The organism is Pseudomonas sp. FSL W5-0299 (assembly GCF_005930655.1).
Lineage (GTDB): Bacteria > Pseudomonadota > Gammaproteobacteria > Pseudomonadales > Pseudomonadaceae > Aquipseudomonas > Aquipseudomonas mandelii.
In genome coordinates this window covers 465,816-492,500 of record NZ_RXHX01000001.1, presented here as the reverse complement: position 1 = coordinate 492,500, position 26,685 = coordinate 465,816, and the positions used below count along the sequence as shown (strand labels likewise).

General features: G+C 58.9%; 25 protein-coding genes and 1 rRNA gene (1 of these 26 cut by a window edge). 10 read left to right on the top strand and 16 right to left on the bottom strand.

Annotated elements, in window-relative coordinates; translation table 11 throughout:
* Both FHL16_RS02370 and tyrS read right to left on the bottom strand, forming a co-directional pair.
* Nucleotides 1-662: ribosomal RNA gene (locus FHL16_RS02370) — 16S ribosomal RNA — on the bottom strand; it reaches 875 nt to the left of the window's first position.
* A 552-nt stretch (nucleotides 663-1,214) separates the two neighbouring features.
* The gene (gene tyrS / locus FHL16_RS02360) at nucleotides 1,215-2,414 is read right to left on the bottom strand and encodes a tyrosine--tRNA ligase (protein ID WP_010467228.1); all 1,200 of its coding nucleotides are present in this window, start codon (nucleotides 2,412-2,414) and stop codon (nucleotides 1,215-1,217) included.
* 212 nt (nucleotides 2,415-2,626) lie between these two features.
* Between tyrS and FHL16_RS02350 the strand changes: the two genes are divergently transcribed.
* On the top strand, nucleotides 2,627-4,048 hold the full coding sequence (locus FHL16_RS02350; protein WP_010467226.1) for a peptidoglycan DD-metalloendopeptidase family protein: 1,422 nt from the start codon (nucleotides 2,627-2,629) through the stop codon (nucleotides 4,046-4,048).
* A 3-nt stretch (nucleotides 4,049-4,051) separates the two neighbouring features.
* The gene (locus FHL16_RS02345) at nucleotides 4,052-5,143 is read left to right on the top strand and encodes an anhydro-N-acetylmuramic acid kinase (protein ID WP_077747325.1); all 1,092 of its coding nucleotides are present in this window, start codon (nucleotides 4,052-4,054) and stop codon (nucleotides 5,141-5,143) included.
* Nucleotides 5,144-5,210: 67 nt separating this feature from the next.
* Here FHL16_RS02345 and erpA read toward each other — a convergent pair whose 3' ends face one another.
* Nucleotides 5,211-5,561, bottom strand: a complete 351-nt coding sequence (gene erpA / locus FHL16_RS02340; RefSeq protein ID WP_007947969.1) for an iron-sulfur cluster insertion protein ErpA — start codon at nucleotides 5,559-5,561, stop codon at nucleotides 5,211-5,213.
* 168 nt (nucleotides 5,562-5,729) lie between these two features.
* Complete coding sequence (gene argC / locus FHL16_RS02335; RefSeq protein WP_010467224.1) at nucleotides 5,730-6,764, bottom strand: N-acetyl-gamma-glutamyl-phosphate reductase; 1,035 nt, start codon at nucleotides 6,762-6,764, stop codon at nucleotides 5,730-5,732.
* Nucleotides 6,765-7,060: 296 nt separating this feature from the next.
* Here argC and hemJ point away from each other — a divergent pair, with 296 nt between their 5' ends.
* The 6 genes from hemJ (at nucleotide 7,061) to coq7 (ending at nucleotide 11,582) form a co-directional block, all read left to right on the top strand.
* Nucleotides 7,061-7,489, top strand: coding sequence for a protoporphyrinogen oxidase HemJ (gene hemJ / locus FHL16_RS02330; RefSeq protein ID WP_010467221.1), 429 nt, complete (start codon nucleotides 7,061-7,063; stop codon nucleotides 7,487-7,489).
* A 27-nt stretch (nucleotides 7,490-7,516) separates the two neighbouring features.
* A complete protein-coding gene (locus tag FHL16_RS02325; protein WP_010467219.1) occupies nucleotides 7,517-8,485 on the top strand; it encodes an NAD(P)H-dependent flavin oxidoreductase in 969 nt (322 codons plus the stop codon).
* A gap of 92 nt (nucleotides 8,486-8,577) precedes the next feature.
* The gene (locus FHL16_RS02320) at nucleotides 8,578-9,522 is read left to right on the top strand and encodes a DUF805 domain-containing protein (RefSeq protein WP_077747324.1); all 945 of its coding nucleotides are present in this window, start codon (nucleotides 8,578-8,580) and stop codon (nucleotides 9,520-9,522) included.
* Between the two features lie 95 nt (nucleotides 9,523-9,617).
* On the top strand, nucleotides 9,618-10,406 hold the full coding sequence (locus FHL16_RS02315; protein ID WP_010467216.1) for an SDR family NAD(P)-dependent oxidoreductase: 789 nt from the start codon (nucleotides 9,618-9,620) through the stop codon (nucleotides 10,404-10,406).
* 81 nt (nucleotides 10,407-10,487) lie between these two features.
* Nucleotides 10,488-10,826, top strand: a complete 339-nt coding sequence (locus FHL16_RS02310) for a histidine triad nucleotide-binding protein (RefSeq protein ID WP_010467214.1) — start codon at nucleotides 10,488-10,490, stop codon at nucleotides 10,824-10,826.
* A 108-nt stretch (nucleotides 10,827-10,934) separates the two neighbouring features.
* Nucleotides 10,935-11,582: a 2-polyprenyl-3-methyl-6-methoxy-1,4-benzoquinone monooxygenase gene (coq7, locus tag FHL16_RS02305; RefSeq protein WP_010467212.1), complete on the top strand. Its 648-nt coding sequence runs from the start codon at nucleotides 10,935-10,937 to the stop codon at nucleotides 11,580-11,582.
* A 117-nt stretch (nucleotides 11,583-11,699) separates the two neighbouring features.
* Here the strand turns inward: coq7 and speD are convergent, their stop codons facing one another.
* Together speD and FHL16_RS02295 are read right to left on the bottom strand one after the other, a co-directional pair.
* Complete coding sequence (gene speD, locus FHL16_RS02300; protein WP_010467209.1) at nucleotides 11,700-12,494, bottom strand: adenosylmethionine decarboxylase; 795 nt, start codon at nucleotides 12,492-12,494, stop codon at nucleotides 11,700-11,702.
* A gap of 239 nt (nucleotides 12,495-12,733) precedes the next feature.
* Nucleotides 12,734-13,156 (bottom strand): OsmC family protein, encoded by a 423-nt coding sequence (locus tag FHL16_RS02295; RefSeq protein WP_007941657.1) that lies wholly within the window; start codon nucleotides 13,154-13,156, stop codon nucleotides 12,734-12,736.
* A gap of 234 nt (nucleotides 13,157-13,390) precedes the next feature.
* On the opposite strand from FHL16_RS02295, the gene crp reads away from it, so the two are divergent.
* On the top strand, nucleotides 13,391-14,035 hold the full coding sequence (gene crp / locus FHL16_RS02290; RefSeq protein WP_008027103.1) for a cAMP-activated global transcriptional regulator CRP: 645 nt from the start codon (nucleotides 13,391-13,393) through the stop codon (nucleotides 14,033-14,035).
* Here the strand turns inward: crp and FHL16_RS02285 are convergent.
* From FHL16_RS02285 to FHL16_RS02270, 4 genes are all read right to left on the bottom strand, one after another.
* Complete coding sequence (locus tag FHL16_RS02285; protein ID WP_077747323.1) at nucleotides 14,032-14,733, bottom strand: lipoate--protein ligase family protein; 702 nt, start codon at nucleotides 14,731-14,733, stop codon at nucleotides 14,032-14,034. The two genes, crp and FHL16_RS02285, sit on opposite strands and share 4 nt — an antisense overlap.
* 145 nt (nucleotides 14,734-14,878) lie before the next feature.
* On the bottom strand, nucleotides 14,879-15,715 hold the full coding sequence (gene trpC / locus FHL16_RS02280; RefSeq protein WP_010467200.1) for an indole-3-glycerol phosphate synthase TrpC: 837 nt from the start codon (nucleotides 15,713-15,715) through the stop codon (nucleotides 14,879-14,881).
* The gene (trpD, locus tag FHL16_RS02275; RefSeq protein ID WP_010467198.1) at nucleotides 15,712-16,761 is read right to left on the bottom strand and encodes an anthranilate phosphoribosyltransferase; all 1,050 of its coding nucleotides are present in this window, start codon (nucleotides 16,759-16,761) and stop codon (nucleotides 15,712-15,714) included. Before trpD ends, trpC begins: the two co-directional genes overlap by 4 nt.
* A 9-nt stretch (nucleotides 16,762-16,770) precedes the next feature.
* A complete protein-coding gene (locus tag FHL16_RS02270) occupies nucleotides 16,771-17,364 on the bottom strand; it encodes an aminodeoxychorismate/anthranilate synthase component II (RefSeq protein WP_077747322.1) in 594 nt (197 codons plus the stop codon).
* 405 nt (nucleotides 17,365-17,769) lie between these two features.
* On the opposite strand from FHL16_RS02270, the gene estP reads away from it, so the two are divergent.
* Complete coding sequence (gene estP / locus FHL16_RS02265) at nucleotides 17,770-19,680, top strand: esterase EstP (RefSeq protein WP_077747321.1); 1,911 nt, start codon at nucleotides 17,770-17,772, stop codon at nucleotides 19,678-19,680.
* A gap of 184 nt (nucleotides 19,681-19,864) precedes the next feature.
* Here the strand turns inward: estP and trpE are convergent, their stop codons facing one another.
* The 6 genes from trpE to FHL16_RS02230 all read right to left on the bottom strand — a co-directional run bounded on the left by trpE (nucleotide 19,865) and on the right by FHL16_RS02230 (nucleotide 26,440).
* On the bottom strand, nucleotides 19,865-21,346 hold the full coding sequence (trpE, locus tag FHL16_RS02255; RefSeq protein WP_010467190.1) for an anthranilate synthase component I: 1,482 nt from the start codon (nucleotides 21,344-21,346) through the stop codon (nucleotides 19,865-19,867).
* A 71-nt stretch (nucleotides 21,347-21,417) separates the two neighbouring features.
* Nucleotides 21,418-22,236 carry a phosphoglycolate phosphatase gene (locus FHL16_RS02250; RefSeq protein WP_077747320.1) on the bottom strand — a complete coding sequence of 273 codons (819 nt, stop codon included), beginning with the start codon at nucleotides 22,234-22,236 and terminating at the stop codon, nucleotides 21,418-21,420.
* The gene (gene rpe, locus FHL16_RS02245; RefSeq protein ID WP_008035979.1) at nucleotides 22,233-22,907 is read right to left on the bottom strand and encodes a ribulose-phosphate 3-epimerase; all 675 of its coding nucleotides are present in this window, start codon (nucleotides 22,905-22,907) and stop codon (nucleotides 22,233-22,235) included. Before rpe ends, FHL16_RS02250 begins: the two co-directional genes overlap by 4 nt.
* Nucleotides 22,908-22,987: 80 nt before the next feature.
* Complete coding sequence (locus FHL16_RS02240) at nucleotides 22,988-24,136, bottom strand: iron-containing alcohol dehydrogenase (RefSeq protein WP_077747319.1); 1,149 nt, start codon at nucleotides 24,134-24,136, stop codon at nucleotides 22,988-22,990.
* A gap of 219 nt (nucleotides 24,137-24,355) precedes the next feature.
* A complete protein-coding gene (locus tag FHL16_RS02235) occupies nucleotides 24,356-25,180 on the bottom strand; it encodes an ABC transporter permease (protein ID WP_010467184.1) in 825 nt (274 codons plus the stop codon).
* Nucleotides 25,181-25,192: 12 nt separating this feature from the next.
* Nucleotides 25,193-26,440, bottom strand: coding sequence for an ABC transporter permease (locus FHL16_RS02230; RefSeq protein WP_010467183.1), 1,248 nt, complete (start codon nucleotides 26,438-26,440; stop codon nucleotides 25,193-25,195).
* Between the last annotated feature and the right edge of the window lie 245 nt (nucleotides 26,441-26,685).

Below are 26,685 nucleotides of genomic sequence, written 5' to 3'. Positions count from 1 at the left end.
CCCTCTACCATACTCTAGCTTGTCAGTTTTGAATGCAGTTCCCAGGTTGAGCCCGGGGATTTCACATCCAACTTAACAAACCACCTACGCGCGCTTTACGCCCAGTAATTCCGATTAACGCTTGCACCCTCTGTATTACCGCGGCTGCTGGCACAGAGTTAGCCGGTGCTTATTCTGTCGGTAACGTCAAAACAGCAAAGTATTAATTTACTGCCCTTCCTCCCAACTTAAAGTGCTTTACAATCCGAAGACCTTCTTCACACACGCGGCATGGCTGGATCAGGCTTTCGCCCATTGTCCAATATTCCCCACTGCTGCCTCCCGTAGGAGTCTGGACCGTGTCTCAGTTCCAGTGTGACTGATCATCCTCTCAGACCAGTTACGGATCGTCGCCTTGGTGAGCCATTACCTCACCAACTAGCTAATCCGACCTAGGCTCATCTGATAGCGCAAGGCCCGAAGGTCCCCTGCTTTCTCCCGTAGGACGTATGCGGTATTAGCGTCCGTTTCCGAGCGTTATCCCCCACTACCAGGCAGATTCCTAGGCATTACTCACCCGTCCGCCGCTCTCAAGAGAAGCAAGCTTCTCTCTACCGCTCGACTTGCATGTGTTAGGCCTGCCGCCAGCGTTCAATCTGAGCCATGATCAAACTCTTCAGTTCAAACATCTTTGGGTTTTTAAGAAACCCTAAACTTGGCTCAGCAATCGTTGGTTACATCTTTGATTTCTCGCGGAGTAACTTGTGATGCTGATAATCTTGTTGACTATCAGTCTGACTCCACAAGCACCCACACGAATTGCTTGATTCAGTTGTTAAAGAGCGGTTGGTTAAGATCTTTCGTCTCAACCGAGGCGCGCATTCTACAGCAGCCTCTGTTGCTGTCAAGCGGTTATTTTCAGAAGTTTTCAAAGTTTCCTTTGCAACTTCAACCACTTGCGCTTCCGATCTCTCGTTAGCGGGAGGCGAATTCTACAGCGTTACTCGCTGCTGTCAACACCTCTTTTTCTCCGCTTTCGACCGAGAAGATCGAACCGTCAATCAAGCCAAACAACCCCGCCTGATCAACTCCTTCTGGGCTTCGATGACCTGAAGCAACTCGCTGTCGAAAACTGCGTAACTCTTTGTTTACCAAGGAGTTTTCCGTTTCGACTGCGCCGGAAGTGGGGCGAATTATAGACTTCCAGAATCTGCCGTCAACCCCTAACTTAAGCTTTATTCAGATTTGAGCGTAATACGCGCAAACGCCTTCTTTCCGGCCTGGCAAACATGGGTCGCGCCCAGCACGTATATAAAGGTGCGATCAACAACCTCTCCATCTATACGCACACCGCCGGAGTTCAGCAGATCACGGGCCACCGCCGAGTTCTTCACCAGCCCTGCCTTATTAAGGACAGCAGCAATCGGCATGTCTTCAGTAGCCGTCAGCTCGATCTCCGGCAGATCGTCCGGCAACTCGCCATCCTTCATACGATTGCCCGCTGCACGGTGAGCATTGGCCGCAGCCTCTTCACCATGAAAACGCGCAACGATCTCCTCGGCCAGCTTGATCTTGATGTCACGAGGATTGGCGCCCGCCTCGACATCAGCACGGAATGCGTTGATTTCATCCATGGAGCGGAAGCTGAGCAATTCGAAGTAGCGCCACATCAGCGCATCCGGAATAGAGACCAGCTTGCCATACATGACACCCGGCGCTTCCTGGATACCGACGTAGTTGCCCAAGGACTTGGACATCTTCTTCACACCATCCAGACCTTCGAGCAGCGGCATCGTCAGAATGCATTGAGCCTCCTGACCATAACCGCGCTGCAGTTCACGCCCCATCAGCAGATTGAACTTCTGATCGGTACCGCCCAACTCGACATCCGCGCGCAAAGCGACCGAGTCATACCCTTGAACCAGCGGATAGAGGAACTCGTGAATAGCGATTGGCTGGTTGGTCGTGTAGCGTTTGTCGAAGTCATCGCGCTCAAGCATGCGAGCCACGGTGTACTGCGAAGTCAGACGAATGAAGTCCGCCGGCCCCATCTGGTCCATCCAGGTGGAGTTGAACGCCACCTCGGTTTTGGCCGGATCAAGAATCTTGAAGACTTGAGTCTTGTAGGTCTCGGCATTCTCGAGAACCTGCTCGCGAGTGAGCGGAGGACGCGTTGCGCTCTTGCCGCTCGGATCACCGATCATCCCGGTGAAGTCACCTATAAGGAAGATCACCTGGTGACCCAGTTCCTGGAACTGGCGCAGCTTATTAATAAGCACGGTATGACCCAGGTGCAAATCCGGCGCGGTCGGATCGAAGCCTGCCTTAATACGCAGCGGCTGGCCACGCTTGAGCTTTTCGATCAGCTCGGACTCGACCAACAGTTCTTCCGCACCACGTTTAATCAGCGCTAGCTGCTCTTCAACCGACTTCATAACAGACCCGCAAGGCTCGAATTCAAAGGGGACCAACCATACAAGATCACGCGTCAAATACAAAGTTTGGCCGGCGCAATGACGCCAATCCGCTGGCAGAGTGACCGCGGACTTGCTTCAGAGATGATTTGGTTATATTTTATACAGTTATTTCATCTTCATCATGTCATTCATCTTTTCCAATTCATCTATTTCAAAGTCAAAAATTACCTATGACCAAAGAATCGTCTAAAGCGCCACCGCTTTACCCGAAGACCCACCTGCTCGCAGCAAGTGGCATCGCCGCTCTTCTGAGCCTGGCGCTTCTGGTATTCCCTTCCAGTGATGTAGAAGCCAAAAAGACGACGCTGAGTCTTGAGCTGGAAAGCCCTGCTGAACAACTGACACAAGATCAAGACGCTGCTGAAGCCGTTCAAGCCACAAATGAACCGGCAGCCTCCCCTTTCGCGCAGATCGAAAACAGCGCTGAAGAGCCACAGGAAACCGCCCAGGCCGAGCCTGTACCTGCCCCGGTCACCGAAGAAAAGAAGACCCCAAACCACAGGGAAGTGATCGTTTCCAAAGGCGACACACTTTCCACGCTGTTCGAGAAAGTAGGCCTCCCCGCCACTTCGGTGCATGAAGTCATGGCCAGTGACAAGCAGGCCAAGCAATTCAGCCAGCTCAAACGCGGCCAGAAACTCGAATTCGAACTGACCCCCGACGGCCAGCTGAGCAACCTGCACAGCAAGCTCAGCGACGTCGAAAGTATTACCCTGACCAAGAATGACAAGGGTTATACGTTCAACCGCATTACCGCCAAGCCAACCGTGCGCTCCGCCTACGTTCATGGCGTGATCAACAGCTCGCTATCGCAGTCTGCCGCGCGTGCCGGGCTGTCCCACAGCCTCACCATGGACATGGCCAGCGTGTTTGGCTATGACGTCGACTTCGCCCAGGATATCCGCCAGGGTGACGAGTTCGATGTGATCTACGAGCAGAAAGTCGTCAACGGCAAGGCTGTCGGCAACGGCCCGATCCTGTCCGCACGCTTCACCAACCGCGGCAAGACCTACACCGCCGTGCGTTACACCAACAAGCAAGGCAACAGCAGCTACTACACCGCCGACGGCAACAGCATGCGCAAGGCGTTTATCCGCACGCCCGTGGACTTCGCCCGCATCAGCTCGAAATTCTCCATGGGTCGCAAACACCCGATCCTGAACAAGATCCGCGCTCACAAAGGTGTCGATTACGCCGCTCCACGCGGCACGCCGATCAAAGCGGCCGGTGACGGCAAAGTGTTGTTGGCCGGTCGCCGTGGCGGTTACGGCAATACCGTGATTATCCAGCACGGCAACACCTACCGTACGCTGTACGGCCATATGCAAGGCTTTGCCAAAGGCATCAAGACTGGCGGCAGCGTCAAGCAAGGCCAGGTAATCGGTTATATCGGCACAACCGGGCTCTCCACCGGCCCACACTTGCACTATGAGTTCCAGGTCAATGGCGTGCACGTCGACCCACTGGGCCAGAAAGTCGCGATGGCCGACCCTATTTCCAAAGGGGAACGCGCACGCTTCCTTTCGCAGAGTCAGCCGCTGATGGCGCGCATGGACCAAGAGAAAGCCACCATGCTGGCTTCGAAGCGCTAAATCATGACGCTCTATATCGGTGTGATGTCCGGAACCAGCCTCGATGGCCTGGACATTGCGTTAATCGAGCTGACCCCGGCGATCAACCTGATCGCCACGCACTACACCCCCATGCCTGACTCCCTGCGCGCCGAGCTGCTTGGCTTGTGCGCCAGCGGCGCGGACGAGATTGCCCGCTCCGCCATCGCCCAGCAGAACTGGGTGAAACTGGCGGCTCAGGGCATTAACACTCTCCTCCGCCAACACAACCTGAAACCCGAAGACATTCGCGCGATTGGCAGCCACGGCCAGACCATTCGCCACGAACCGGCGCGCGGCTTCACGGTACAGATCGGCAACCCGGCCCTGCTGACCGAGTTGACCGGCATCACCGTGGTCAGCGACTTCCGCAGCCGTGATGTGGCCGCTGGCGGGCAAGGCGCGCCTTTGGTGCCGGCCTTTCACGAAGCGTTGTTTGATGAACGTGCCGGCAATCGTGCGGTATTGAATGTCGGCGGATTCAGCAACCTCAGCCTGATCGAGCCCGGCAAACCTGTCGCCGGTTTCGACTGCGGCCCGGGCAACGTCCTGCTGGATGCCTGGATTCATCAGCAACGCGGCGACAATTTTGATCGTGACGGCCAATGGGCTGCCAGTGGCAAGGTTGAACCGGTTCTGCTGAATGAATTGCTGAGTGATCCATTCTTCGTAACCAAAGGCCCGAAAAGCACCGGCCGCGAAGTGTTCAACCTGCCATGGCTGACACAGCATCTCTCGAAGCTCCCGCCCTTCGCCGCGGAAGATGTGCAAGCAACCCTGCTCGAACTGACCGCACTGACCATCGTCGAGTCATTGCAGCACGCCCAATCGGACACGCAGGAACTGCTGGTCTGCGGTGGTGGCGCGCACAACGTCACGCTGATGAACCGTTTGGCCGCCCTGCTGCCGAACGCGAGAGTCAGCAGCACTGCCGCTTATGGTGTGGACCCGGACTGGGTCGAAGCCATGGCCTTCGCTTGGCTGGCTCATTGCTGCCTGGAAGGCATCGCCGCCAACCGCCCGAGCGTCACTGGCGCCCGCGGCCTGCGCGTACTCGGCGCCATCTACCCGGCATAAGCGCCGCACAGCAAAACGCCGCAAAGCCCTGAAGCCATGCGGCGCTTGATACTGCGGTGAAGCGCGATCAGATCGAGAACGAAGAGCCGCAACCACACGTGGTGCTCGCGTTCGGATTCTTGATCACAAAACGCGAACCTTCCAGACCTTCCTGATAATCCACCTCGGCACCGGCCAGGTACTGGAAGCTCATCGGGTCTACGACCAGACTCACACCTTCGCGCTCGACAATGGTGTCGTCATCGGCCACTTCTTCATCGAAGGTGAAGCCGTACTGAAAACCTGAACAACCGCCGCCCGTAACGAATACGCGCAGCTTCAAGCGATCATTCCCCTCTTCATCGACCAGGCTCTTCACCTTGTGCGCGGCACCGTGGGTGAATTGCAAAGCGGTGGGGGTGAAGGATTCGACGCTCATGCTGACTATCTCCCGGCGTTACGCCGCCATAATGCGTGATGACGCGCATTATCCGCTTCTCCTAGAAAATCGGTCAACTATTGTTACGGTATAGCAATAAACCCGATTGCCGGTTCGAAATGCAAAAAGGCCCGTCAGACGGGCCTTTTTGCTGAGCGGGATAAAGCCTTACGGCAGCATGCCGGCGTGGGACAGGCCCAGGCGCTCATCCAGCCCGAACAGAATGTTCAGGTTCTGCACCGCTTGACCCGACGCACCCTTGACCAGGTTATCGATTACCGACAGCACCACCACCAGATCGCCGTCCTGCGGACGATGCACGGCGATACGACAAACGTTGGCACCGCGAACACTGCGGGTTTCCGGGTGGCTGCCCGCCGGCATCACGTCGACGAACGGCTCGTTGGCGTAGCGCTTTTCAAACAACGCCTGCAGATCCACCGAGCGATCCACGACGGTCGCATACAGCGTCGAATGAATGCCGCGAATCATTGGTGTCAGGTGCGGAACGAAGGTCAGACCGACGTCCTTGCCCGCTGCACGACGCAGACCCTGGCGGATTTCCGGCAAGTGACGGTGACCTTTGACGGAGTAGGCTTTCATGCTTTCCGACGTCTCGGCGTACAGCGAACCGACCGAAGCGCCACGACCGGCACCGCTGACACCGGACTTGCAGTCAGCAATCAAACGCGTGGTATCGGCCAGGCCGGCTTCCAGCAATGGCAGGAAACCCAATTGCGTCGCCGTTGGATAGCAACCCGGCACCGCGATCAGGCGCGCATCCTTGATTTGCTCGCGATTGACTTCCGGCAAACCGTAGACCGCCTCCTCCAGCAACTCCGGCGCGCCGTGAGGCTGGCCGTACCACTTGGCCCACTCGGCAGCGTCTTGCAGACGGAAGTCAGCCGACAGGTCGATGACCTTGGTCCCCGCCGCGAGCAACTCACCGGCCAGTGCATGAGCAACACCATGAGGCGTGGCGAAGAACACCACATCGCAAGCGCCCAGCGTCTTGATGTCCGGAACACTAAAGGCCAGGCCGTCGTAGTGGCCTCGCAGGTTCGGGTACATGTCGGCCACGGCCAGACCGGCCTCGGATCGGGAAGTGATCACAACCACTTCAGCTTGCGGATGCTGTGCCAACAGACGCAGCAGTTCGACACCGGTGTAACCCGTGCCGCCGACGATACCGACCTTGACCATAAACCTGCCCTCAACGAACCCACTGGAAAGCCGTCGATAATAGGGGCCGCGCGGCCCTGCGACAACCGCTTAGGTGACGTGTGGCGGCTCATGTGTCCCTTCTCGGGCATATCGCCCAACTTTTGGCGAGTGGCTTTTGTGGCCTGGCAAGGCCCCGCGACGAGTCATAGCTCGCTATGGCGAGGAGCGGCAACGCAGTCTGGCCGCAAAAGACGCCGTCAAAATTGAACAGTTATGTCCGAGACGGGACACTTTCTCTACTATTCGGGCTACCGTGAACCTGGGAATAACTAAAAATGCTTTATCTATGGCTCAAAGCGCTTCATATCGTCAGCATGGTCTGCTGGTTTGCCGGCCTGTTTTACCTGCCCCGCCTGTTCGTTTATCACGCCCAAAGCGAAGACACCGTCAGCAAGGAACGCTTCAGCCTCATGGAGCGCAAGCTGTACCGCGGCATCATGGGCCCGGCGATGATCGCTACCCTGATATTCGGCATTGCACTGATCTGGCTTAACCCGAGCCTCTTCAGTCAAGGCGCGTGGATTCACGCCAAGCTGACCCTGGTGGTGATCCTGATCGGCTACCACCACATGTGCGGCGCACAGGTGAAGCGTTTTGCCCGTGGCGAAAACACCCGCAGCCATGTCTTTTATCGCTGGTTCAATGAAGTGCCGGTTCTGATATTGCTGGCTATCGTAATTCTGGTCGTCGTTCGGCCGTTCTAATAAGCACAACTCACCGGGGTACTTCCAATGTCGCTGCCCGCTTTGCTCGAACAACGCTTGCGTCTGCCGGTAGTGGCAGCGCCGATGTTTCTGATTTCCAATCCGCAATTGGTGCTCGCCTGCTGCCGTAACGGCGTCGTCGGCAGCTTTCCTGCGCTGAACCAGCGCGAGAGCAGCGGCTTCAAGGCCTGGCTGGAAGAGATCGAAGCAGGGTTGGCGACACTGGAGAACCCGGCGCCTTACGCGGTCAACCTGATCGTTCACAACACTAACCCACGGCTGCAAGCTGACCTTGCGATCTGCATCGAGCATAAAGTACCGATCGTGATTACCAGTCTCGGTGCAGTGAAAGAAGTAGTCGATGCCGTTCACAGCTATGGCGGACTGGTGTTCCATGACGTGACGACGCGGCGCCATGCCGAGAAAGCTGCCGAGGCCGGTGTGGACGGCTTGATCGCCGTGGCAGCGGGTGCCGGTGGACACGCTGGAACCTGGAGCCCGTTCTCGCTGATTGCCGAGATTCGCCAGTTTTTCGACAAGACCCTATTGCTGGCAGGCTGCCTTAACCACGGCCACGAGATCCTTGCTGCGCAATTGCTCGGCGCTGATCTGGCCTATTTCGGTACGCGATTTATCGGCACCACCGAAAGTCATGCGCCTGACGCCTACAAAGAGATGCTGCTGACGTCCAGAGCCGCGGACATCGTCCATACGCCGGCAGTGTCAGGCGTACCGGCGAGTTTCATGCGTCAAAGCCTGGAGGCTGCCGGTTTCGACATGGCGGCACTGCAAGGCAAGGGCGAAGTCGACTTCGGCTCCAAACTCAAGCCGATCAGCGATGAAGCCAAAGCCTGGAAAACCGTGTGGTCTGCGGGCCAGGGTGTCGGGGAAATCGATGATTTGCCGAGCGTCGATCAATTGGTCGCTCGACTTGACGCGGAATACCGCAAGGCTCTGGAACTGGCGGCCGAGCTGCCCAAACGCTGGCCACGATGAGATGAAAGTTTGGCCAGCCCGCCCCGGCTGGCCTTACAATCCACGCTTGAAACACACCCTATTACAAATTCTCGCGACAAGGATGCCTCGCAATGAGCGACAACCGTTTCAAGATCGTGTTCGACGGCGCTCTGCTGCCAGGCGTTGACGCCGCCAGCGCCAGAGAGAACCTGGCTAAACTCTACAACAGCCAAGTCGCAGCCGTCGAACGGCTATTCACTGGCAAGACGGTTACGCTCAAGAAAGACCTGTCGCACGCCGACGCGCAAACCTACCTTCAAGCGCTGACGAAAACCGGCATCGATGCTCGCATCGAAAGCGAATCGTCCATTGAGCTGAACCTGGACGAAGCCCACGAACACAGGCCTGTCGCCAGCCAACCGGCATTTGCCGACCCCGCATCCCCTTACGCACCACCCCGAGCCACTGTCGGCGAAAGCCTGCCCGCGTATGCTCCACTCAAGCCATTCAGCGTTGAAGGCCGCATCGGTCGTTTGCGCTATCTCGCCTGGACGATGGTCCTGACGCTGGTCACCCTGGCCGTCGGTTCGGTATTGGCCATTTTCGCCTTCGCCATCATCAGCGCCGATTCGACCGCAGGCCTGATACTCGGTGGCCTGGTTGCGTTCATGCTGTTCATTGCCATGGCGGTCGTGAGCATTCAGATCAGTGTCCAGCGCCTGCACGACATCGGCTGGTCCGGCTGGCTCTGGTTGCTGAACCTCGTACCCTTCGTAGGCAGCTTCTTCCCGTTCGTGATCATGATCGCCCCCGGCACCAACATCGCCAATCGCTATGGCGCGCCGCCTCCACCCAACACCACGGCGGTCAAAGTGTTGTCTTCGTTGTGGGTGGTGTTGATCGCCATCGTCTTGGTTGGTGCGCTGGCCGGAGGCCTTACGGCGATCCAGGAAGAGTATGAAACTGCTGCCGAAACCAGCTATGACAGCAGCTCGGTAATCACTGAAGAAGTGGAAGTCGAGCCGGCCGCAGAGGCTGAGCAGGCACCCGATTCTGCAGACGATGAAGCCGAATAAGCCCCGGCCCCTGTAGACTCTGCGAAAGAATGAACAGCGCTCCCCGCCCGTGACACCCGCGTCGCCGGCGCGGAGCTGTTGCGATGGAGAACTGCATGACCCGTTACGCTCTGATCACTGGCGCTTCCAGTGGGATCGGCCTGGCGATGGCCGAAGCGCTGGCCCGCCGAGGCCGCAGCCTGATTCTGGTGGCCCGACAACGTGATCAGCTGGAAAGTATTGCCATTGAACTGACCCAACGCTTTGGCGTGGAAGTGCTGTTCCGCGCCTGTGACCTCGGCGAACCGCTACGGCTGTCCGGGTTCCTGCTGGAACTGGAAGAAGGTGACCGGCAAATCGATTTGCTGGTCAACTGCGCCGGCATCGGCACCTGCGGACCCTTTCTGGCCCAGGACTGGATGACCGAGCAGGACCTGATCGAAGTGAACATCCTGGCCCTCACCCGCTTGTGCCATGCCATCGGGAACAGCATGGCCTTGCAGGGGGGCGGACAAATTCTGAACGTCGCTTCAATGGCGGCATTCCAACCCGGCCCGTGGATGAGCACGTACTACGCCAGCAAAGCCTATGTGCTGCATTTTTCCGAAGGGTTGCGCGTCGAACTGAAGAAATGTGCGGTCAAGGTCTCGGTGCTGTGCCCCGGCCCGACCCGTACCGGGTTCTTCCGTACCGCTCAACTGGACACCGGCAAACTGGCCGACAGCAACATGCTCATGAGTCCCGAAGAGGTTGCGCTGTATACGGTGCGCGCCCTGGAGAAAAATCGAGCGATCATCATTCCCGGTCGAGGCAATCGCTGGCGCGCCCTCCTGCCACGGCTGGGCTCTCGCTGGCTCAATCGGACAATCGCTGGCATGGTCAACAAGGCCTACTGCCCGCGCTGACCCGGCCTCAAGGTAAAAGGCTGGGCTCGGGGATAACCCATGAGTACACTCAAGCCAGCCCAAACAACGGAGAAAACAGCTGTGGATACTCTGTTCACCAAGATCATCAACCGGGAAATCCCGGCGAAGATCATCTACGAGGACGACCAGGTACTGGCCTTCCACGACATCGCCCCACAGGCACCGGTGCATTTTCTGGTCATTCCGAAAAAAGCGGTGCGCACCCTCAACGACCTCACCGAGGAAGACAAGGCTTTGGCCGGACATATTCTGTTCACCGCCCAGCGCCTGGCCCTTGAACTGGGCTGCGAAGAAGGTTTCCGTGTGGTCATGAACTGCAATGAACTGGGCGGGCAGACTGTCTACCACATTCATATGCATGTGCTGGGTCAGCGCCAGATGCACTGGCCGCCGGGCTGATTGCAAAAAGCTTCGAGGGAGTGGCCAGCCACTCCCGTATGACCCAGCGCAAACCTTCCCCGGCCGATTGGGTTAAACTGGCCGCCGAGATTCCTCCCGGAGGTCAGCATGACTACCCAGCGTCACTACTCGCCGATTGACCGTCTTCTGCTGCAAGCCGATGCCGCGATGCGAACGTTGCTGCCTTTCAGTGGCCAGCCATACCGTCCGTCGCCAGCCATCGTGCAGCCGGATGCGCAAATGAGTGACGAAGACACCCGCCACGTTGCTGGCTTGATGCGCATCAACCATACCGGTGAAGTCTGCGCCCAGGCGCTGTATCAGGGTCAGGCCCTGACTGCCAAGCTGCCGCACGTGCGGGCCGCCATGGAACATGCTGCCGAAGAAGAAATCGATCACCTGGTCTGGTGCGAGCAACGCATCCAGCAACTGGGCAGCCACACCAGCATTCTCAACCCGCTGTTCTACGGCATGTCGTTCGGGATTGGCGCAGTGGCCGGATTGATCAGCGACAAGGTCAGCCTGGGTTTTGTCGCCGCCACCGAGCATCAGGTGTGCAAACACTTGAACGAGCACCTCGAGCAATTGCCGGCGGAAGATGAAAAGTCCCGGGCCATTCTCGAGCAAATGCGGATTGATGAAGAACATCATGCCGAGAGTGCGCTGGATGCCGGAGGTTTTCGTTTTCCGGCGCCGGTGAAGTTCGGGATGAGTCTGTTGGCCAAGGTAATGACCAAGAGTACCTACCGGATCTGATCGATACGTTGCCTGACAGGGCCTCTTCGCGAGCAGGCTCGCCCCCACAAGGTTCTGTATTCCAGACATGAAAAAGGCGACTGCCGTGAGGAAGTCGCCTTTTTTGTGCTTGAAATCTTAGTTCGGCATGTTGCGCGCGTAGAAGATTTCCAGCATTTCGTGTTTCACACGGTCAGTCACCTGAGCACGCTGCTCGGAAGACAGGTTGCTGGTGGCATCGCCGAACAGGTAGTTATCCAGTTCGAAGTTCTTCAGCAGCATTTTGGTGTGGAACAGGTTTTCCTGGTACACGTTCACGTCGGTCATCTGGTACGCGCCGCGGGTGTCTTCGGACAGGTAGTTCTGGATCGAGTTGATCTCGTGGTCGATGAAGTGCTTTTTGCCTTCCACGTCACGGGTGAAGCCGCGCACGCGATAATCCACGGTCACGATGTCCGAATCGAACTGGTGAATCAGGAAGTTGAGCGCTTTAAGCGGTGAAATCACGCCACAGGTCGACACGTCAATGTCCACACGGAATGTCGCAATGCCGTCGTCCGGGTGGATTTCCGGGTAGGTGTGCACCGTGATGTGGCTCTTGTCGAGATGGGCCAGGATAATCTCGGGCAACGGGCCCGGCGATTCTTCGATCTGGCTGTCGGTCGGGGTTACCGGCTCTTCAGAGATCAGAATCGTGACGCTGGCGCCCTGGGGTTCATAGTCCTGACTGGCAATGTTCAGGATGTTGGCACCAATGATATCGACAACTTCCGTGAGGATCTGCGTCAGGCGTTTCGCGTTGTACTCTTTATTGATGTACTCGACGTAAGCCTGTTGGTCTTGCGGGGTTTCCGCGTAGCAGATGTCATAGATGTTGAAGCTCAAGGTCTTTGTCAGGTTATTGAACCCGTGGAGCTTGAGTTTGCTTTTCACCGTTAAAAACTCTCTATGTATTGCGGCCCGGGCCGCGTGATCAAGCATGCCCGTCAGATGCGAACAACGCAGCTGCGTAGGACGGTTAACACCTCTTCGCGATGGCGATTTTGGTTGTCTGTTCGGGTTCGCAGCCTGTCGATGACGAGGCCGTTACCCTGAAAAAAGTGGCGCATTATGCAGACGTCAGCTTGGGATCGCCAGAGTCTGCACTGCTTTTATGATAGTTGAATGTCGATTCAACCGAGTTCGATGATTTCGTAGTCGTGGGTAATGGCCACGCCAGCCGCGCCCAGCATGATCGAAGCCGAGCAATACTTCTCCGCCGACAGCTCGATGGCGCGTTTGACCTGGGCTTCTTTCAGCCCCCGGCCCTTGACCACGAAGTGCATGTGGATCTTGGTGAAGACTTTCGGATCCTCGGTCGCGCGCTCGGCTTCGAGAAAGGCTTCACAGCTTTCGACGGCCTGACGGGACTTCTTGAGGATGCTGACCACATCGAAATTGCTGCAACCGCCGACACCCAGCAGAAGCATTTCCATCGGCCGGACACCCAGGTTGCGACCACCTGCATCGGGCGGACCGTCCATGACCACGACGTGTCCACTGCCGGATTCACCGAGGAACATGGCTTCGCCAGCCCATTGGATGCGTGCCTTCATCGCCAGACTCCACTGCATAAAAAAGGGTCGCCAGCTTAGCACAGGGCCCCGGACTGACAGTGCCTTGCATTTGTAGGGCATAACCTTCTGAACCGTAGGTAAATTCTCGAATATTGCAGGAAGTGTCTGTTAAGCTGGCGCCAATTCGCTGGCGCATGGCCAGCCTTTGCGCAGCCGTCGTCTGCGACTCATAAAAAAACCAAACACACCGTGACGTCTTTTCGGGATACAACCATGGTTGCTATTGCCCCAACCCCCAAAATCAAGAACCTCGACAAGCTGTTGATGCATTGCCAGCGCCGTCGTTATGCGGCCAAGAGCAACATCATTTGTGCCGGTGATCGCTCGGAAACGCTGTTCTTCATCATCAAGGGTTCGGTCACGATCCTGATCGAGGATGACGACGGCCGCGAAATGATCATCGCCTACCTGAACTCCGGGGACTTTTTCGGTGAGTTGGGTCTGTTTGAACAAGCGGGGCTTGAGCAGGAACGCAGCGCTTGGGTACGCGCGAAGATCGAGTGTGAAGTCGCAGAAATCAGCTATGCAAAATTCCGCGAGCTGTCCCAGCAAGATCCAGACATTCTTTACGTGCTCAGCGGACAAATCGCACAGCGTCTGCGCAATACCACGCGCAAGGTCGGCGACCTGGCCTTCTTCGACGTAACCGGTCGTGTCGCCCGCTGTCTGCTGGAACTGTGCAAACAGCCGGATGCCATGACCCACCCGGACGGCATGCAGATCAAAGTGACCCGCCAGGAAATCGGCCGGATTGTCGGTTGTTCACGGGAGATGGTCGGTCGCGTGCTCAAGGATCTGGAAGAACGCAACCTGGTGGACGTCAAAGGCAAGACCATGGTGGTCTTCGGTACGCGCTAAGCCTCGAACATGTCTGCCAGCAACTGGCGATAAAGCGCATCAAGCCGCCCGAGCGCATCGGGTGCGGCAAATTTCTCATGCAGGGCAATGTGGCTTTCGGCGCGAACCCGCTGCTCCAGGCCGCAGGCTTCATTGAAGCGATTGACTGCGGCGACCATCGACTCGCGTTCGTTATCCAGCAACAACGCACCGTGTACCAACCCGACCGGACGTGTGCCGCCCTTGCTCTGGCGCCAGCGCTGGGCAGTGCCGACCATCTTGCGGCCGTCGAGGTTCACGTTGAAACGGCCATCGCAGAATGCGCCGTCGACTTCGCCCAAGGACGAAACGCCGCCCAGCTCATCCAGTAACTGACAGATCGGGTCGCAGAGTCGACGGTAAGCGCTTTCGATTCGATTTTGATCGCCTTCGCTACGCGGGGGTGCGTAGACAAGGGCGATATTGATGGTGGAAGCCGATTGCGGCACTGGCTCGCCGCCGGTTTCACGTAACAGCACCGGCCAACCGGCGGCGGCTGAGACTTCGCAGGCCGCTTCGAAGCCGGGTAGACGATTCAGGCGTCGGGGCATGACCAGTGCGCGGTCGCTGGGTTGCCAGAACAGCAGACCAAACTCAACATCACCGGCACAGACAGACGCCAGCAGATCCTGTTCGGCCTGTAAGCCGGCTTCGACAGTCAAAGAGACGATTGAGGTCATAAGGTATTCCGTTGGACATGGAGTCTGTGGTGCTACTTATGCCGCCATCGCGAGCAAGCTCGCTCCCACAAGGAGTTTGCGGACACCGCAGATCCAATGTGGGAGCGAGCTTGCTCGCGATGGGGTCGACTCGGCCTGAGCCTGATCAGTCGAGGGTCGAACCGCTGACCGGACCGCCGCGCTCAGGAAAGAACAGGCGCTGCAGTTCAGTGCCCGGGCTTTCAGCGCGCATGAATGCCTCGCCCACCAGGAACGCGTACACGTCGCTGATTTCCATCAGTTCCACATCCGCCCGGTTGAGAATGCCGCTCTCAGTAATCACCAGGCGATCACGCGGGATGCGTGGCAACAGGTCGAGCGTGGTTTCCAGGCTGACATCGAAGGTGTGCAGGTTGCGGTTGTTCACGCCGACCAGTGGCGTGTCGAGGGTTTTCAAGGCCCGCTCCAGCTCGTTGCCATCATGGACTTCTACCAGCACATCAAGGCCGACGCTTTTGGCCACGGCCGCCAGCTCGGCCATTTTCACGTCGTCCAGTGCGGAGACGATCAACAACACGCAGTCAGCGCCCAAGGCACGGGCTTCGACGATCTGGTACGGGTCGATCATGAAATCCTTGCGGATCACTGGCAGGTTGCACGCTGCCCGCGCCTGCTGCAGATACGCATCGGCACCCTGGAAGTAATCGATATCGGTCAGCACCGACAAGCACGTCGCGCCGCCCTTCTCGTAGCTTTTGGCGATGTCGGCGGGAACGAAGTGCTCGCGGATCACGCCTTTGCTTGGCGACGCTTTCTTGATTTCGGCAATGACGGCCGGTTGTTTCGACTTGGCCTGAGCAATCAATGCCTGGGCAAAACCACGGGGTGCATCGGCCGCCTTGGCCAGACTTTCCAGCTCCGCCAGACTCACACGGGCGCTACGCTCGGCGACTTCCTGGACTTTACGGGCCAGAATGTTTTCCAGAACCGTCGGTACACTCATCCCTCATTCTCCACTTTGAATACCGCGGTAAATGCACCCAACTCCTCAAGTTTTTCCCGTGCGAGGCCTGTGTGCAGCGCATCGTGCGCCAGGGCAACGCCTTCTTTCAAACTGGTCGCCAGGTCGGCGGCGTAAAGCGCCGCACCGGCATTGAGCACAATCATCTCGGCGGCTTTCTGACCGCTCTCGGTCTTGCGCTTGCCCAAAGCATCGCGAATCAGCTCAAGGGACGCCGCCGGACTTTCCACTGCCAGGCCGTGCAGGCTCTGGCTCTTCATGCCCAAGTCTTCTGGCTCGACCCAATATTCGGTGATCTGGTCATTCTTCAGTTCTGCCACATAGGTTGGCGCCGCCAGGCTGAACTCGTCCAGGCCATCCTTCGAGTGCACCACCAGCACGTGCTTGCTGCCCAGACGTTGCAAGACTTCGGCCAGTGGCCGGCACAACGCCTGACTGAACACACCCACCACCTGATGTTTCACGCCGGCCGGATTCGTAAGCGGGCCGAGCATGTTGAACAAGGTACGCAGGCCGAGATCCTTGCGCGGGCCGGCGGCGTGCTTCATGGCACTGTGATGGGTCTGGGCAAACATGAAACCGATGCCGACGTTATCGATGCAGCGAGCCACCTGCACCGGGGTCAGGTTCAGGTAGATCCCGGCCGCCTCCAGCAGATCGGCGCTGCCGCTTTTGCCCGACACCGCACGGTTACCGTGCTTGGCTACGGTGCAACCGGCTGCAGCGACTACGAAGGAGGAAGCCGTCGAGACGTTGAAAATGTTCGCACCATCACCGCCGGTGCCGACCACATCGACGACGCCGTCGAGGGTCTTGAGTTCGACCTTGTCCGCCAACTCGCGCATGACAGAGACCGCGCCGACGATCTCATCGATGCTTTCGCTCTTCATACGCATGGCCATCATGAACGCGCCGATCTGCGCATCCGTGCATTGCCCGGTCATGATTTCGCGCATCACATCGCGCATTTCATCGGTGCTGAGGTCGAGCTGATCGACGATACGGCTCAGGGCTGTCTTGATATTCATGAAAAGTCCTTAGCGCGTGCCGCCGGTTTGTTTGAGGAAGTTTGCGAACAGCTCGTGGCCCTGCTCGGTGAGGATAGACTCGGGGTGGAACTGCACACCCTCGATGTTCAATGTCTTGTGGCGCAAGCCCATGATCTCGTCGACCGAGCCGTCTTCGAGCTGGGTCCAGGCGGTCAGCTCCAGGCAATCGGGCAGGGTTTCGCGCTTGACGATCAGCGAGTGATAACGCGTCACCGTCAGCGGATGATTCAGACCTTCGAACACGCCCTTGTCCTCGTGGAATACCGGGCTAGTCTTACCGTGCATGACTTGGCGGGCGCGGACTACATCACCGCCAAAGGCCTGGCCGATGGACTGGTGGCCGAGGCAGACGCCGAGTATCGCCAGCTTGCCGGCGAAATGCTTGATCACGTCGAGCGAGATGCCGGCTTCGGTCGGTGTGCAAGGACCGGGGGACACGACGATGCGCTCAGGGTTGAGGGCTTCTATGTCGGCAATGGTGAGTTCATCGTTGCGCACGACTTTGACCTGGGAGCCGAGCTCACCGAGGTACTGCACAACGTTGTAAGTAAAAGAGTCGTAGTTATCGATCATCAGCAACATGGCGTTTGGAACCTCTTGAATTCACTGACTTTTAATACAGCCTTCGAATGATTACCCGCAGCGTCCTGCGCTTTTTCAGTCGCCGGGTGCGCCAGCAAAGCGGTATGTCATACGGGTGAAGAAGGCAAAGCGGTACAGGTCCGGCGGGGCCGGCAAAAGAATTCAGGCGCGCCAACGCCAGCGGGCGTGTGCCTTGATGACTTGATCCAGAAGTTTGCTGATGATCAACACGGGGAAGGTCTCATTCATACGTCTCGGCACAGTAACTTAGCTGGGCAGAGCGTGCAATATGGCCGTGGCGACTGGCTGCGAAACAATCGAAGGGTTCGCGACCGATGGCAAAAGGCCGGAAGTTTTTGGTACTGTCGTTTCGTTCACTACAACAATAAATAAACGGACTTGCTCATGATCAAACAGACGTTGTTTGTACCGCTCGCAGGATGCTTGCTCGCCGCAGCCTGCGCCCAGGCGATCGCCGCGCCTAACCCTTACTCCAATTTCGTCGTCTTCGGCGACAGTCTCAACGATGCCGGGACCTTTGCCGACACGGGCGGGCCTGCCGGCTCGACCCAGCGCTATACCAACCGCACGGGGCCGGTTTACCTGGATGGCAACGGTGAAGTCCGCTCGCTCAACTCCACGCAGATCCTGGGGGGGAAACTGGGGTTCTCGGCGGATCAGACCGCCTCATCGTCCTCGGCGGTACGTGCCAGCAATGGCCAGCCCGATGGCAACAACTGGGCCGTCGGCGGTTATCGTACCGACCAGATTCTCGACTCGATCACCAGCACCTCCGCCACGGGTGATCGCACCCGGGCAGGCTACCTGCCGTCGAACAATTTCCGCGCCGACCCGAATGCGCTGTATTACATTTCGGGCGGTGGTAATGACTTCCTTCAGGGGCGCGTGACCAGCCTGCCCCAGGCCAGCGCTGCCGCCGATCGTCTGGTCAGCAGCGTGCAAACCCTGCAACAGGCCGGTGCTCGCTACATCATGGTCTGGTTGCTGCCGGACATCGGCTTTACCCCGGCCTTCAACGGCACCCCGTTGCAAGCGTTCACATCCCAGCTCAGTTCTCAGTTCAACACCGAACTGGTGAGCCAACTGCAAAACGTCAATGCCAACGTCATCCCCCTCAACATTCCGGTGCTGCTCAAAGAGACGTTTTCCAACCCGGCGCAGTTCGGCCTGGCCACCGACCAGAACCTGAGCGCCACCTGTTTCAGCGGCAGCAGCTGTACCGAAAACGCCCGTTACGGCATCAACAGTGCGACGCCGGACCCGACCAAGCTGATCTACAACGACTCGGTGCACCCGACCGAAGCCGGGCAGCGTCTGATTGCCGATTACGCTTACTCGCTGCTGGCCGCGCCGTGGGAAGCCACCCTGTTGCCACAAATGGCCCAGGGTACGCTGCGCTCTCATCAGGATGAGTTGCGCAACCAATGGCTGGCCGATTGGGAAAACTGGCAAGGCGTGGGCCAATGGCGAGCGATTGTCGCCGGCGGCGGCCAGCACCAGGATTTCGACAGCCAGCGCAGTGGTGCCAGTGCTGACGGCAATGGCGCCAACCTCAACATCGGTGGCAGCTACCGGCTGAATGACGCGTGGCGTGTAGGTTTGGCGGCGGGCTTCTACAACCAGAAGCTCGAAGCCGGCGACAACGATTCGGACTACAAGCTCAATACCTACATGGGCACGGCGTTCGCCCAGTACCAGCAGAATCGCTGGTGGGGTGACGCGGCCGTGACGGCCGGGCATCTGGATTACGACAGCCTCAAACGTAAATTCCAGCTGGGGGTCAATGAACGCGGGGAGAAAGGCGATACCGACGGCTATCTGGTGGCTTTCAGCGGTCGCGTGGGGTACGACATCGCGCCGATGGCGAGCAGCCCGTGGCACTTGTCGCCATTCGTGAGCGCTGATTTCGCCAAAGTTGAAGTCGACGGTTACTCGGAGAATGGCGCCGACTCCACTGCGCTGACATTCGACGACCAATCGCGCATTTCCCGGCGTCTCGGCCTTGGCCTCCAGGGTAAGTACCAGATCACCTCGCAAACCCAAGTCTTCGGCGAACTGGCTCACGAGCGTGAGTACAACGACGATACCCAGAATGTGACCATGAACCTCAACAGCCTGCCGAACAACCGCTACACCCTGGCCGGCTATACCCCACAGACCAACCTGAACCGCCTGAACCTGGGCGTGAGCCACAACCTCACCAAGGACCTGGCTTTGCGGGCGAGTTATGACATTCGCAAGGATGATGACTTTACCCAGCAAGGCATTAACGTAGGCGTTGCGCTGGACTTCTAAACATCAGGCAAAAAAAACGCGGCGCCCTCACAGACGCCGCGTTTTTTTATGCTGAGCACTTATTGTGGCGAGCGATCTTGCTCGCGCTCGGCTGCGATGCAGTCGTCGATTGGGCCTGCTTCGCAGGCCAACGGGAGCAAGCTCCCTCGCCACAAAGGCTCACTCCCACAGATGTTGCGTGAACTCAGGCGTCCGGGGTTTGTTCGGCCAAGGCTACGGCGCGGAACATCGCGCGGCGCTTGTTCAGGGTTTCTTCCCATTCCAGCGCCGGCACCGAATCGGCGACGATGCCGCCGCCGGCCTGCACGTGCAGCTCGCCGTCCTTGATCACGGCCGTGCGGATCGCAATGGCAGTGTCCATGTTGCCGTTCCAGGCGAAGTAGCCCACCGCCCCGCCGTAGACGCCACGCTTGACCGGCTCCAGTTCGTCGATGATCTCCATCGCCCGAATCTTCGGCGCGCCCGACAACGTGCCCGCCGGCAGAATCGCCCGCAGCGCGTCCATCGCCGTCAGCCCGGCTTTCAATTGGCCAGTGACGTTGGAGACGATGTGCATCACGTTGGAATAACGCTCGATGACCATCTTCTCGGTGAGTTTCACCGAACCGATTTCCGAGACCCGTCCGGTGTCGTTACGGCCCAGGTCGATCAGCATCAAGTGCTCGGCGATTTCCTTGTCGTCCGACAGCAGGTCTTTTTCCAGCGCCAGATCGGCCTCTTCGTTAGCCCCGCGTGGGCGAGTGCCGGCAATCGGGCGCACGGTGATCAGGTTGTCTTCGACCCGCACCAGCACTTCCGGCGAACTGCCGACGACGTGGAAGTCGCCGAAGTTGAAGAAATACATATAAGGCGTCGGGTTGAAGCAACGCAGCGCCCGGTACAGATCGATCGGCGCAGCCTTGAAGTCGATCGACATGCGCTGGGACGGCACGACCTGCATGCAGTCACCGGCCAGGATGTATTCCTTGATGGTGTCGACGGCTTTTTCGTAATCGTCCTGGGTGAAACTCGAACGGAATACCGGGTCAGCCGACTGTTGCTTGCTGAAATCCAGGCCGCGGCGCGGGGTGATCGGCTGACGGAGTTTTTCCAGCAGCTCTTCCAGTCGCGCCTGGCCTTGCTCGAATGCATCGTCCTGCGACGGATCGGCGAGCACAATGGCGTGCATTTTCCCGGCGAGGTTGTCGAACACCACCACCGCGTCGGAGACCATCAGCAGAATGTCCGGCACGCCCAGCGGATCCGGGTTCGGGCATTTGCCCAGACGTTTCTCCACATAGCGCACGCAGTCGTAACCGAAGTAACCCACCAGACCGCCATTGAAGCGCGGCAGGCCGGGAATGGTTGGCACGTTGTAGCGGGCTTTGAATGCTTCGACGAAGGCCAGCGGATCTTCGGCTTCATGGCTTTCGATCTCGACGCCGTCGTGGGTCACGCTGACGTGATGATCATGAACCCGCAGCACGGTGCGGCACGGCAGGCCAATGATCGAATAACGGCCCCACTTCTCCCCGCCCTGCACCGATTCCAGCAGGTAGGAGTTTGGCTCGTCGGCCAGTTTCAGGTAGATCGACAGCGGCGTGTCGAAGTCGGCCAGGGTTTCGCAGGCCAACGGGATACGGTTATAGCCGGCAGCGGCCAAACGCAGGAATTCTTCGCGGATCATGGGGTAGCCTCGTGGCTTGAGGTGCTAACAGTCAGGTATGCAAACGCGCCGGAAAGCCGGCCAGAATCGAGTCAGGCGCGCCAACGCCAGCGGGCCAGGGCCTTGATGACTTTCATCCAGAGTTTGCGAGTGACCACCACGATGGCGTTTCCAGAAGGGGATTGAGCAACGTCGGGCAACGTTATCTCAGCGGCTGGATCCAGGCAACCGGGAATTAGCTTGCGCAGATCGTCGATCACCAGCGCCGGCGACTCTTCCGAAATCGGCCGACCGTGGTTGTAGCCGTAGCTGAGGGCCACGCACTTGACCCCTGCCGCTTTCGCCGCCAGCACATCGCTGCGTGAGTCGCCTACAAACAGCGACTGCGAGGCCGGGATGTTGGCCATTTTCATCACGAAAAACAGCGCGGCCGGGTCAGGTTTCTTCTGCGGCAAGGTGTCGCCGCCGATGATCCATTTGAAGTAACGGCCGATTTTCATCTGATCCAGCAGTGGCGCGACGAAGCGCTCCGGCTTATTGGTGATCAGCGCCATTTCGACACCCTGCTTGTGCAGCCATTTCAGGGTGTCACGCACGCCGGGATAGACCACGGTCAGATCATGGCTCTCGCTGTAAGCCTCCATGAAGATATCCAGCGCGCCCTCGGCTTCGCCATCGTCGACCGCCGAATGGTCGATGCCGCCGGCCAGCGCACGGCGGACCAGCACCGGCGCGCCATTGCCGACCCATTCACGCACCGACTCGATGCCGGCGGGTTGACGCCCCAGTTTGAGCAGCATGTTATCCACGGCCACAGCGAGGTCCGGGACGGAATCGACCAGCGTGCCATCCAGATCGAACATCACCAGCCGTGGCAGACGCCCCGGAAACAGCTGCTCAAAGCCACTCATGGACGAGCCAACGCCAGTTCGGAACGCATCTTTTCAATCACCTCTTGGTAGTTCGGTGCATTGAAGATCGCCGAACCGGCGACGAAGGTGTCCGCGCCAGCCGCAGCGATTTCACGGATGTTGTTCACGTTGACGCCGCCGTCGATTTCCAGGCGGATGTCACGGCCGGAGGCATCGATCAGCGCGCGTGCTTCACGCAGCTTGTCGAGGGTGCCGGGAATGAACTTCTGCCCGCCAAAGCCCGGGTTGACGCTCATCAGCAGAATCATGTCGACCTTGTCCATCACGTACTTGAGTACGTCCAGCGGCGTTGCCGGGTTGAACACCAGGCCGGACTTGCAGCCGCCCTCGCGGATCAGTTGCAGGGAACGGTCGACGTGCTGCGTGGCTTCGGGGTGGAAGGTGATGTAGGTCGCGCCGGCCTCGATGAAGTCACCGACAATGCGGTCCACCGGGCTGACCATCAGGTGCGCGTCAATCGGCGCGGTCACCCCGTATTTGCGCAGCGCGGCGCAAACCATCGGGCCGATGGTCAGGTTCGGTACGTAGTGGTTGTCCATGACATCGAAGTGCACGAAGTCGGCGCCGGCGGCCAGGACGTTGTCCACTTCTTCACCCAGGCGGGCGAAGTCGGCGGAGAGAATCGACGGAGCAATGACGAAGGGCTGCATGACGCACCTTTTTTGAGCAGAATCACGATGGCGCGCATTGTATACCTCATGCTTTGACGCGCGCGACGTGGCCGCGATGATCAGTACGCCGCTCGGTAGATCTTCTCGATATCGACGGCGCTCAATTTACGTGGATTGTTGCGCATCAGGCGCTCGATCCCCGCCGCTTCCACGGCCATGGCCGGGATCGCATCCTCCGGCACACCGAAACTGCGCAGCCCTGGCGGAATCTCTACCGCCGCGCACAATGCGGTCATTGCCTCCACGGCTTTGTCTGCTGCTTCGTTGGCGCTCAGATGGACAGTCCTCACCCCCATGGCTTCGGCAATATCCTGCATGCGCTCGACGCAGGCCATCTTGTTCCACGTCATGACATACGGCAGCAGCAAGGCGTTGCTGACGCCATGAGCGATGTTGAAACGCCCGCCCAGCGGATACGCCAGCGCATGCACCGCGCCGACCCCGGCATTACCGAAGGCCATGCCGGCCATCAGGCTGGCGGTGGCCATGTCTTCGCGGGCTTGCAGGCTGGACGGGTTGGCGTAGGCCTTGGGCAGCGCTTTGGCGATCAGCTTGATGGCACCGATTGCCAGGGCATCGGTGATCGGCGAGGCGTTGACCGACAGGTAGGATTCGATGGCATGCACCAGCGCGTCGACACCGCTGGCGGCGGTGACGCTGCGTGGGCAGGTCAGGGTCATTTGCGGACTGACCAGCGCCACATCCGGTAATAGGTAGTCGCTGACAATCCCTTTCTTCAATTGCGCAACCTTGTCGGAGAGGATCGCCACATTGGTCACCTCCGAACCGGTGCCGGCCGTGGTCGGGATGGCGATCAGCGGCGGACCTTTGCGCGGCACCTGATCGATGCCGAACAAATCCTCCAGCGCACCGTGGTAACCGGCGTAGGCCGCGACGCTTTTGGCGATGTCGATGGCGCTGCCGCCGCCGAGGCCAATCAGACCGTCATGCCCGCCCTCGCGGTAAACCCGCATGCAGTCTTCGACGATGGCGATTTCCGGGTCTGGCAGCACACGGTCGAAAATTTCGTAGGATCGATCGCCCAACTGCGCCAGCGCCAGCTCGACCGTGCCGGACTTGACCAGCGCCGCGTCGGTGACGATCAGCGGGTTGTCGATATCCAGGCGGGTGAGTTCGGCGGCCAACTGCTCGATGGCACCTGCGCCGGTGATCAGTTTGTGAGCAATCTTGAAAGAGGAAAGACTCATCGTGCGCAGCCTCTTATAAATAGGGGAGCTGGGCACAATAGTAGCTGGGGATTGGGGTTTGTCTGCTATTCAGGTTGTGAATGACCCAACATCCCGAAACACCTTGAACTCCTGTGGGAGCGAGCCTGCTCGCGATAGCGGAGTATCAGTCGACATCAAGATTGAATGTCAGTCCGTCATCGCGAGCAGGCTCGCCCCCACAGGGGATGGTGTGTGGGTTTAGACCTGGGCAGTGCGCAGTTTTTCGCTGCGGCCACGCAGCCACTCGAGGGTCAGCAACAGGATCACCGAGAAGGCGATCAGCAGGGTTGCTGCTGCGGCAATCGTCGGGCTGAGGTTTTCGCGGATACCGCTGAACATCTGCCGAGGCAACGTCGCTTGTTCGGGACCGGCGAGGAACAGCGTCACCACCACTTCATCGAACGACGTCGCGAAGGCAAACAGCGCACCCGAGATCACACCCGGCGCAATCAGCGGCAACGTCACCCGGCGGAACGCCGTCAGCGGCGAAGCTCCCAGACTGGCAGCGGCGCGCACCAGGTTATGGTTGAACCCCTGCAAGGTCGCCGAAACAGTAATGATCACGAACGGCACGCCCAGCACCGCATGCACCACGATCAGCGAGAAGAAGCTGTTGCCCAGGCCCAACGGCGCAAAGAACAGGTAGCTCGCCACACCGATGATCACTACCGGCACCACCATCGGCGAAATCACCAGGGCCATGACCAGCGCCTTGCCCGGGAAATCACCCCGAGTCAGGCCAATCGCCGCCAGCGTTCCGAAGATCATCGCCAGCACCGTCGCCGCCGGAGCGACGATGATGCTGTTCCTCAATGCCCGCATCCATTCCGCCGAGGCGAAGAAGTCCTGGTACCAGTGCAGCGAGAAGCCTTGCAGCGGATAGACCAGGAAACTGCCCGAGTTGAACGACAGCGGAATGATCACCAGCACCGGCAGAATCAGGAACAACAGAATCAAGCCGCAGAGAATCCGCAAGCTGTAGAACCACACCCGCTCAATGGGCGACATATAAGGACTCAGCATTTCATTCTCCCCTTAGCTCAGGCGCAGGCGACTGGCGCCCACCAGCCAGCTGTAAATCAGATAAAGCACCACGGTCGCCAACAGCAGCAGCCCACCGAGTGCGGTCGCCATGCCCCAGTTGATGCTGGTGTTGGTGTAGAAGGCGACGAAGTAGCTGACCATCTGATCGTTCGGGCTGCCCAGCAACGCCGGGGTGATGTAGTAGCCGATGGCGAGGATGAACACCAACAGGCAACCGGCGCCGACACCGGCATAGGTCTGCGGGAAGTACACCCGCCAGAAACTGGCGAACGGGTGGCAGCCGAGGGAAATCGCGGCGCGCATGTAGGTCGGCGAAATGCCTTTCATCACGCTGTAGATCGGCAGAATCATGAACGGCAGCAGGATGTGCACCATGGAGATGTAAACGCCTGTGCGGTTGAACACCAACTCCAGCGGTTTATCGATGATGCCCAGCGCCATCAGGCCGCTGTTGATCAAGCCACCCGATTGCAGTAACACGATCCACGCGGCCACCCGGACCAGGATCGAGGTCCAGAAAGGCAACAACACCAGAATCATCAGCAGATTACTTTGGCGTGACGGCAGGTTCGCCAGCAAGTAAGCCAAGGGATATGCCAGCAACAAGCAGATCACGGTGATGATCAGGCCCATCCAGAACGTGCGGGCGAAGATGTCGAGGTAGATCGCCTGGTCAGGCGTGGCCGGTGCGATTTCGCCGAGGTCGTCGATGCGATGATCGACAGCCGCCAGCAAATAGTACGGTGTGATGTTGCTGGTGTTGCGGCGCACCGCTTGCCAATAGGCCGGGTCGCCCCAGCGTTCGTCGAGGCCTTCCAGCGCTTCTTTATAAGAGGCCGGTTCAGTGGCGAACGGCAAGGCGCGGGCGGTTTTGGTCAGCAGGCTGCGGTAGCCGGCCAACTCCATGTTCAAACGCTTGGACAAGTCGCCCAGGGTCTGATTCTTGCGCGCTTCAGCGAGGTCTTCGCTGGCCGCTTTGTACACCGGCTCGGCGGGCAGGCCGCGGCCGTCCCAACTGGCGATGGCCGCCACAGTGCGCGGCATGCCGCCGACCACTTCTGGGTTACCAACGCTTTTGTAGAGCAGCGCCACGATCGGCACCAGGAACACCAGCAACAGAAACAGCACCAGGGGCGCGATCAAGGCCTGGGCCTTCCAGCGGTTGATCCGCTCGGCGTGCTTGAGCCGCTGCTTCAAGGTGGGGTCAGTGCCCGCGTTCAGGGGAATGGCGGTGGCCATGGCGTACTCCGGAAATCTTTGATCGTTGCAGAGGCAGGCAAGCCACCTCTGTTCCTGATAACTACATATCACCCCTGTAGGAGCGAGGCTTGCCCGCGAAAACGTCGGCACATTCAACATTAATGCTGACTGACACGCCGCCTTCGCGGGCAAGCCTCGCTCCTACAGGGGACTGATCGTTCCCACGCTCTGCGTCACAGGGACGCGGACCATCCCGGGCGGCATTCCCACGCAGAGCGTGGGAA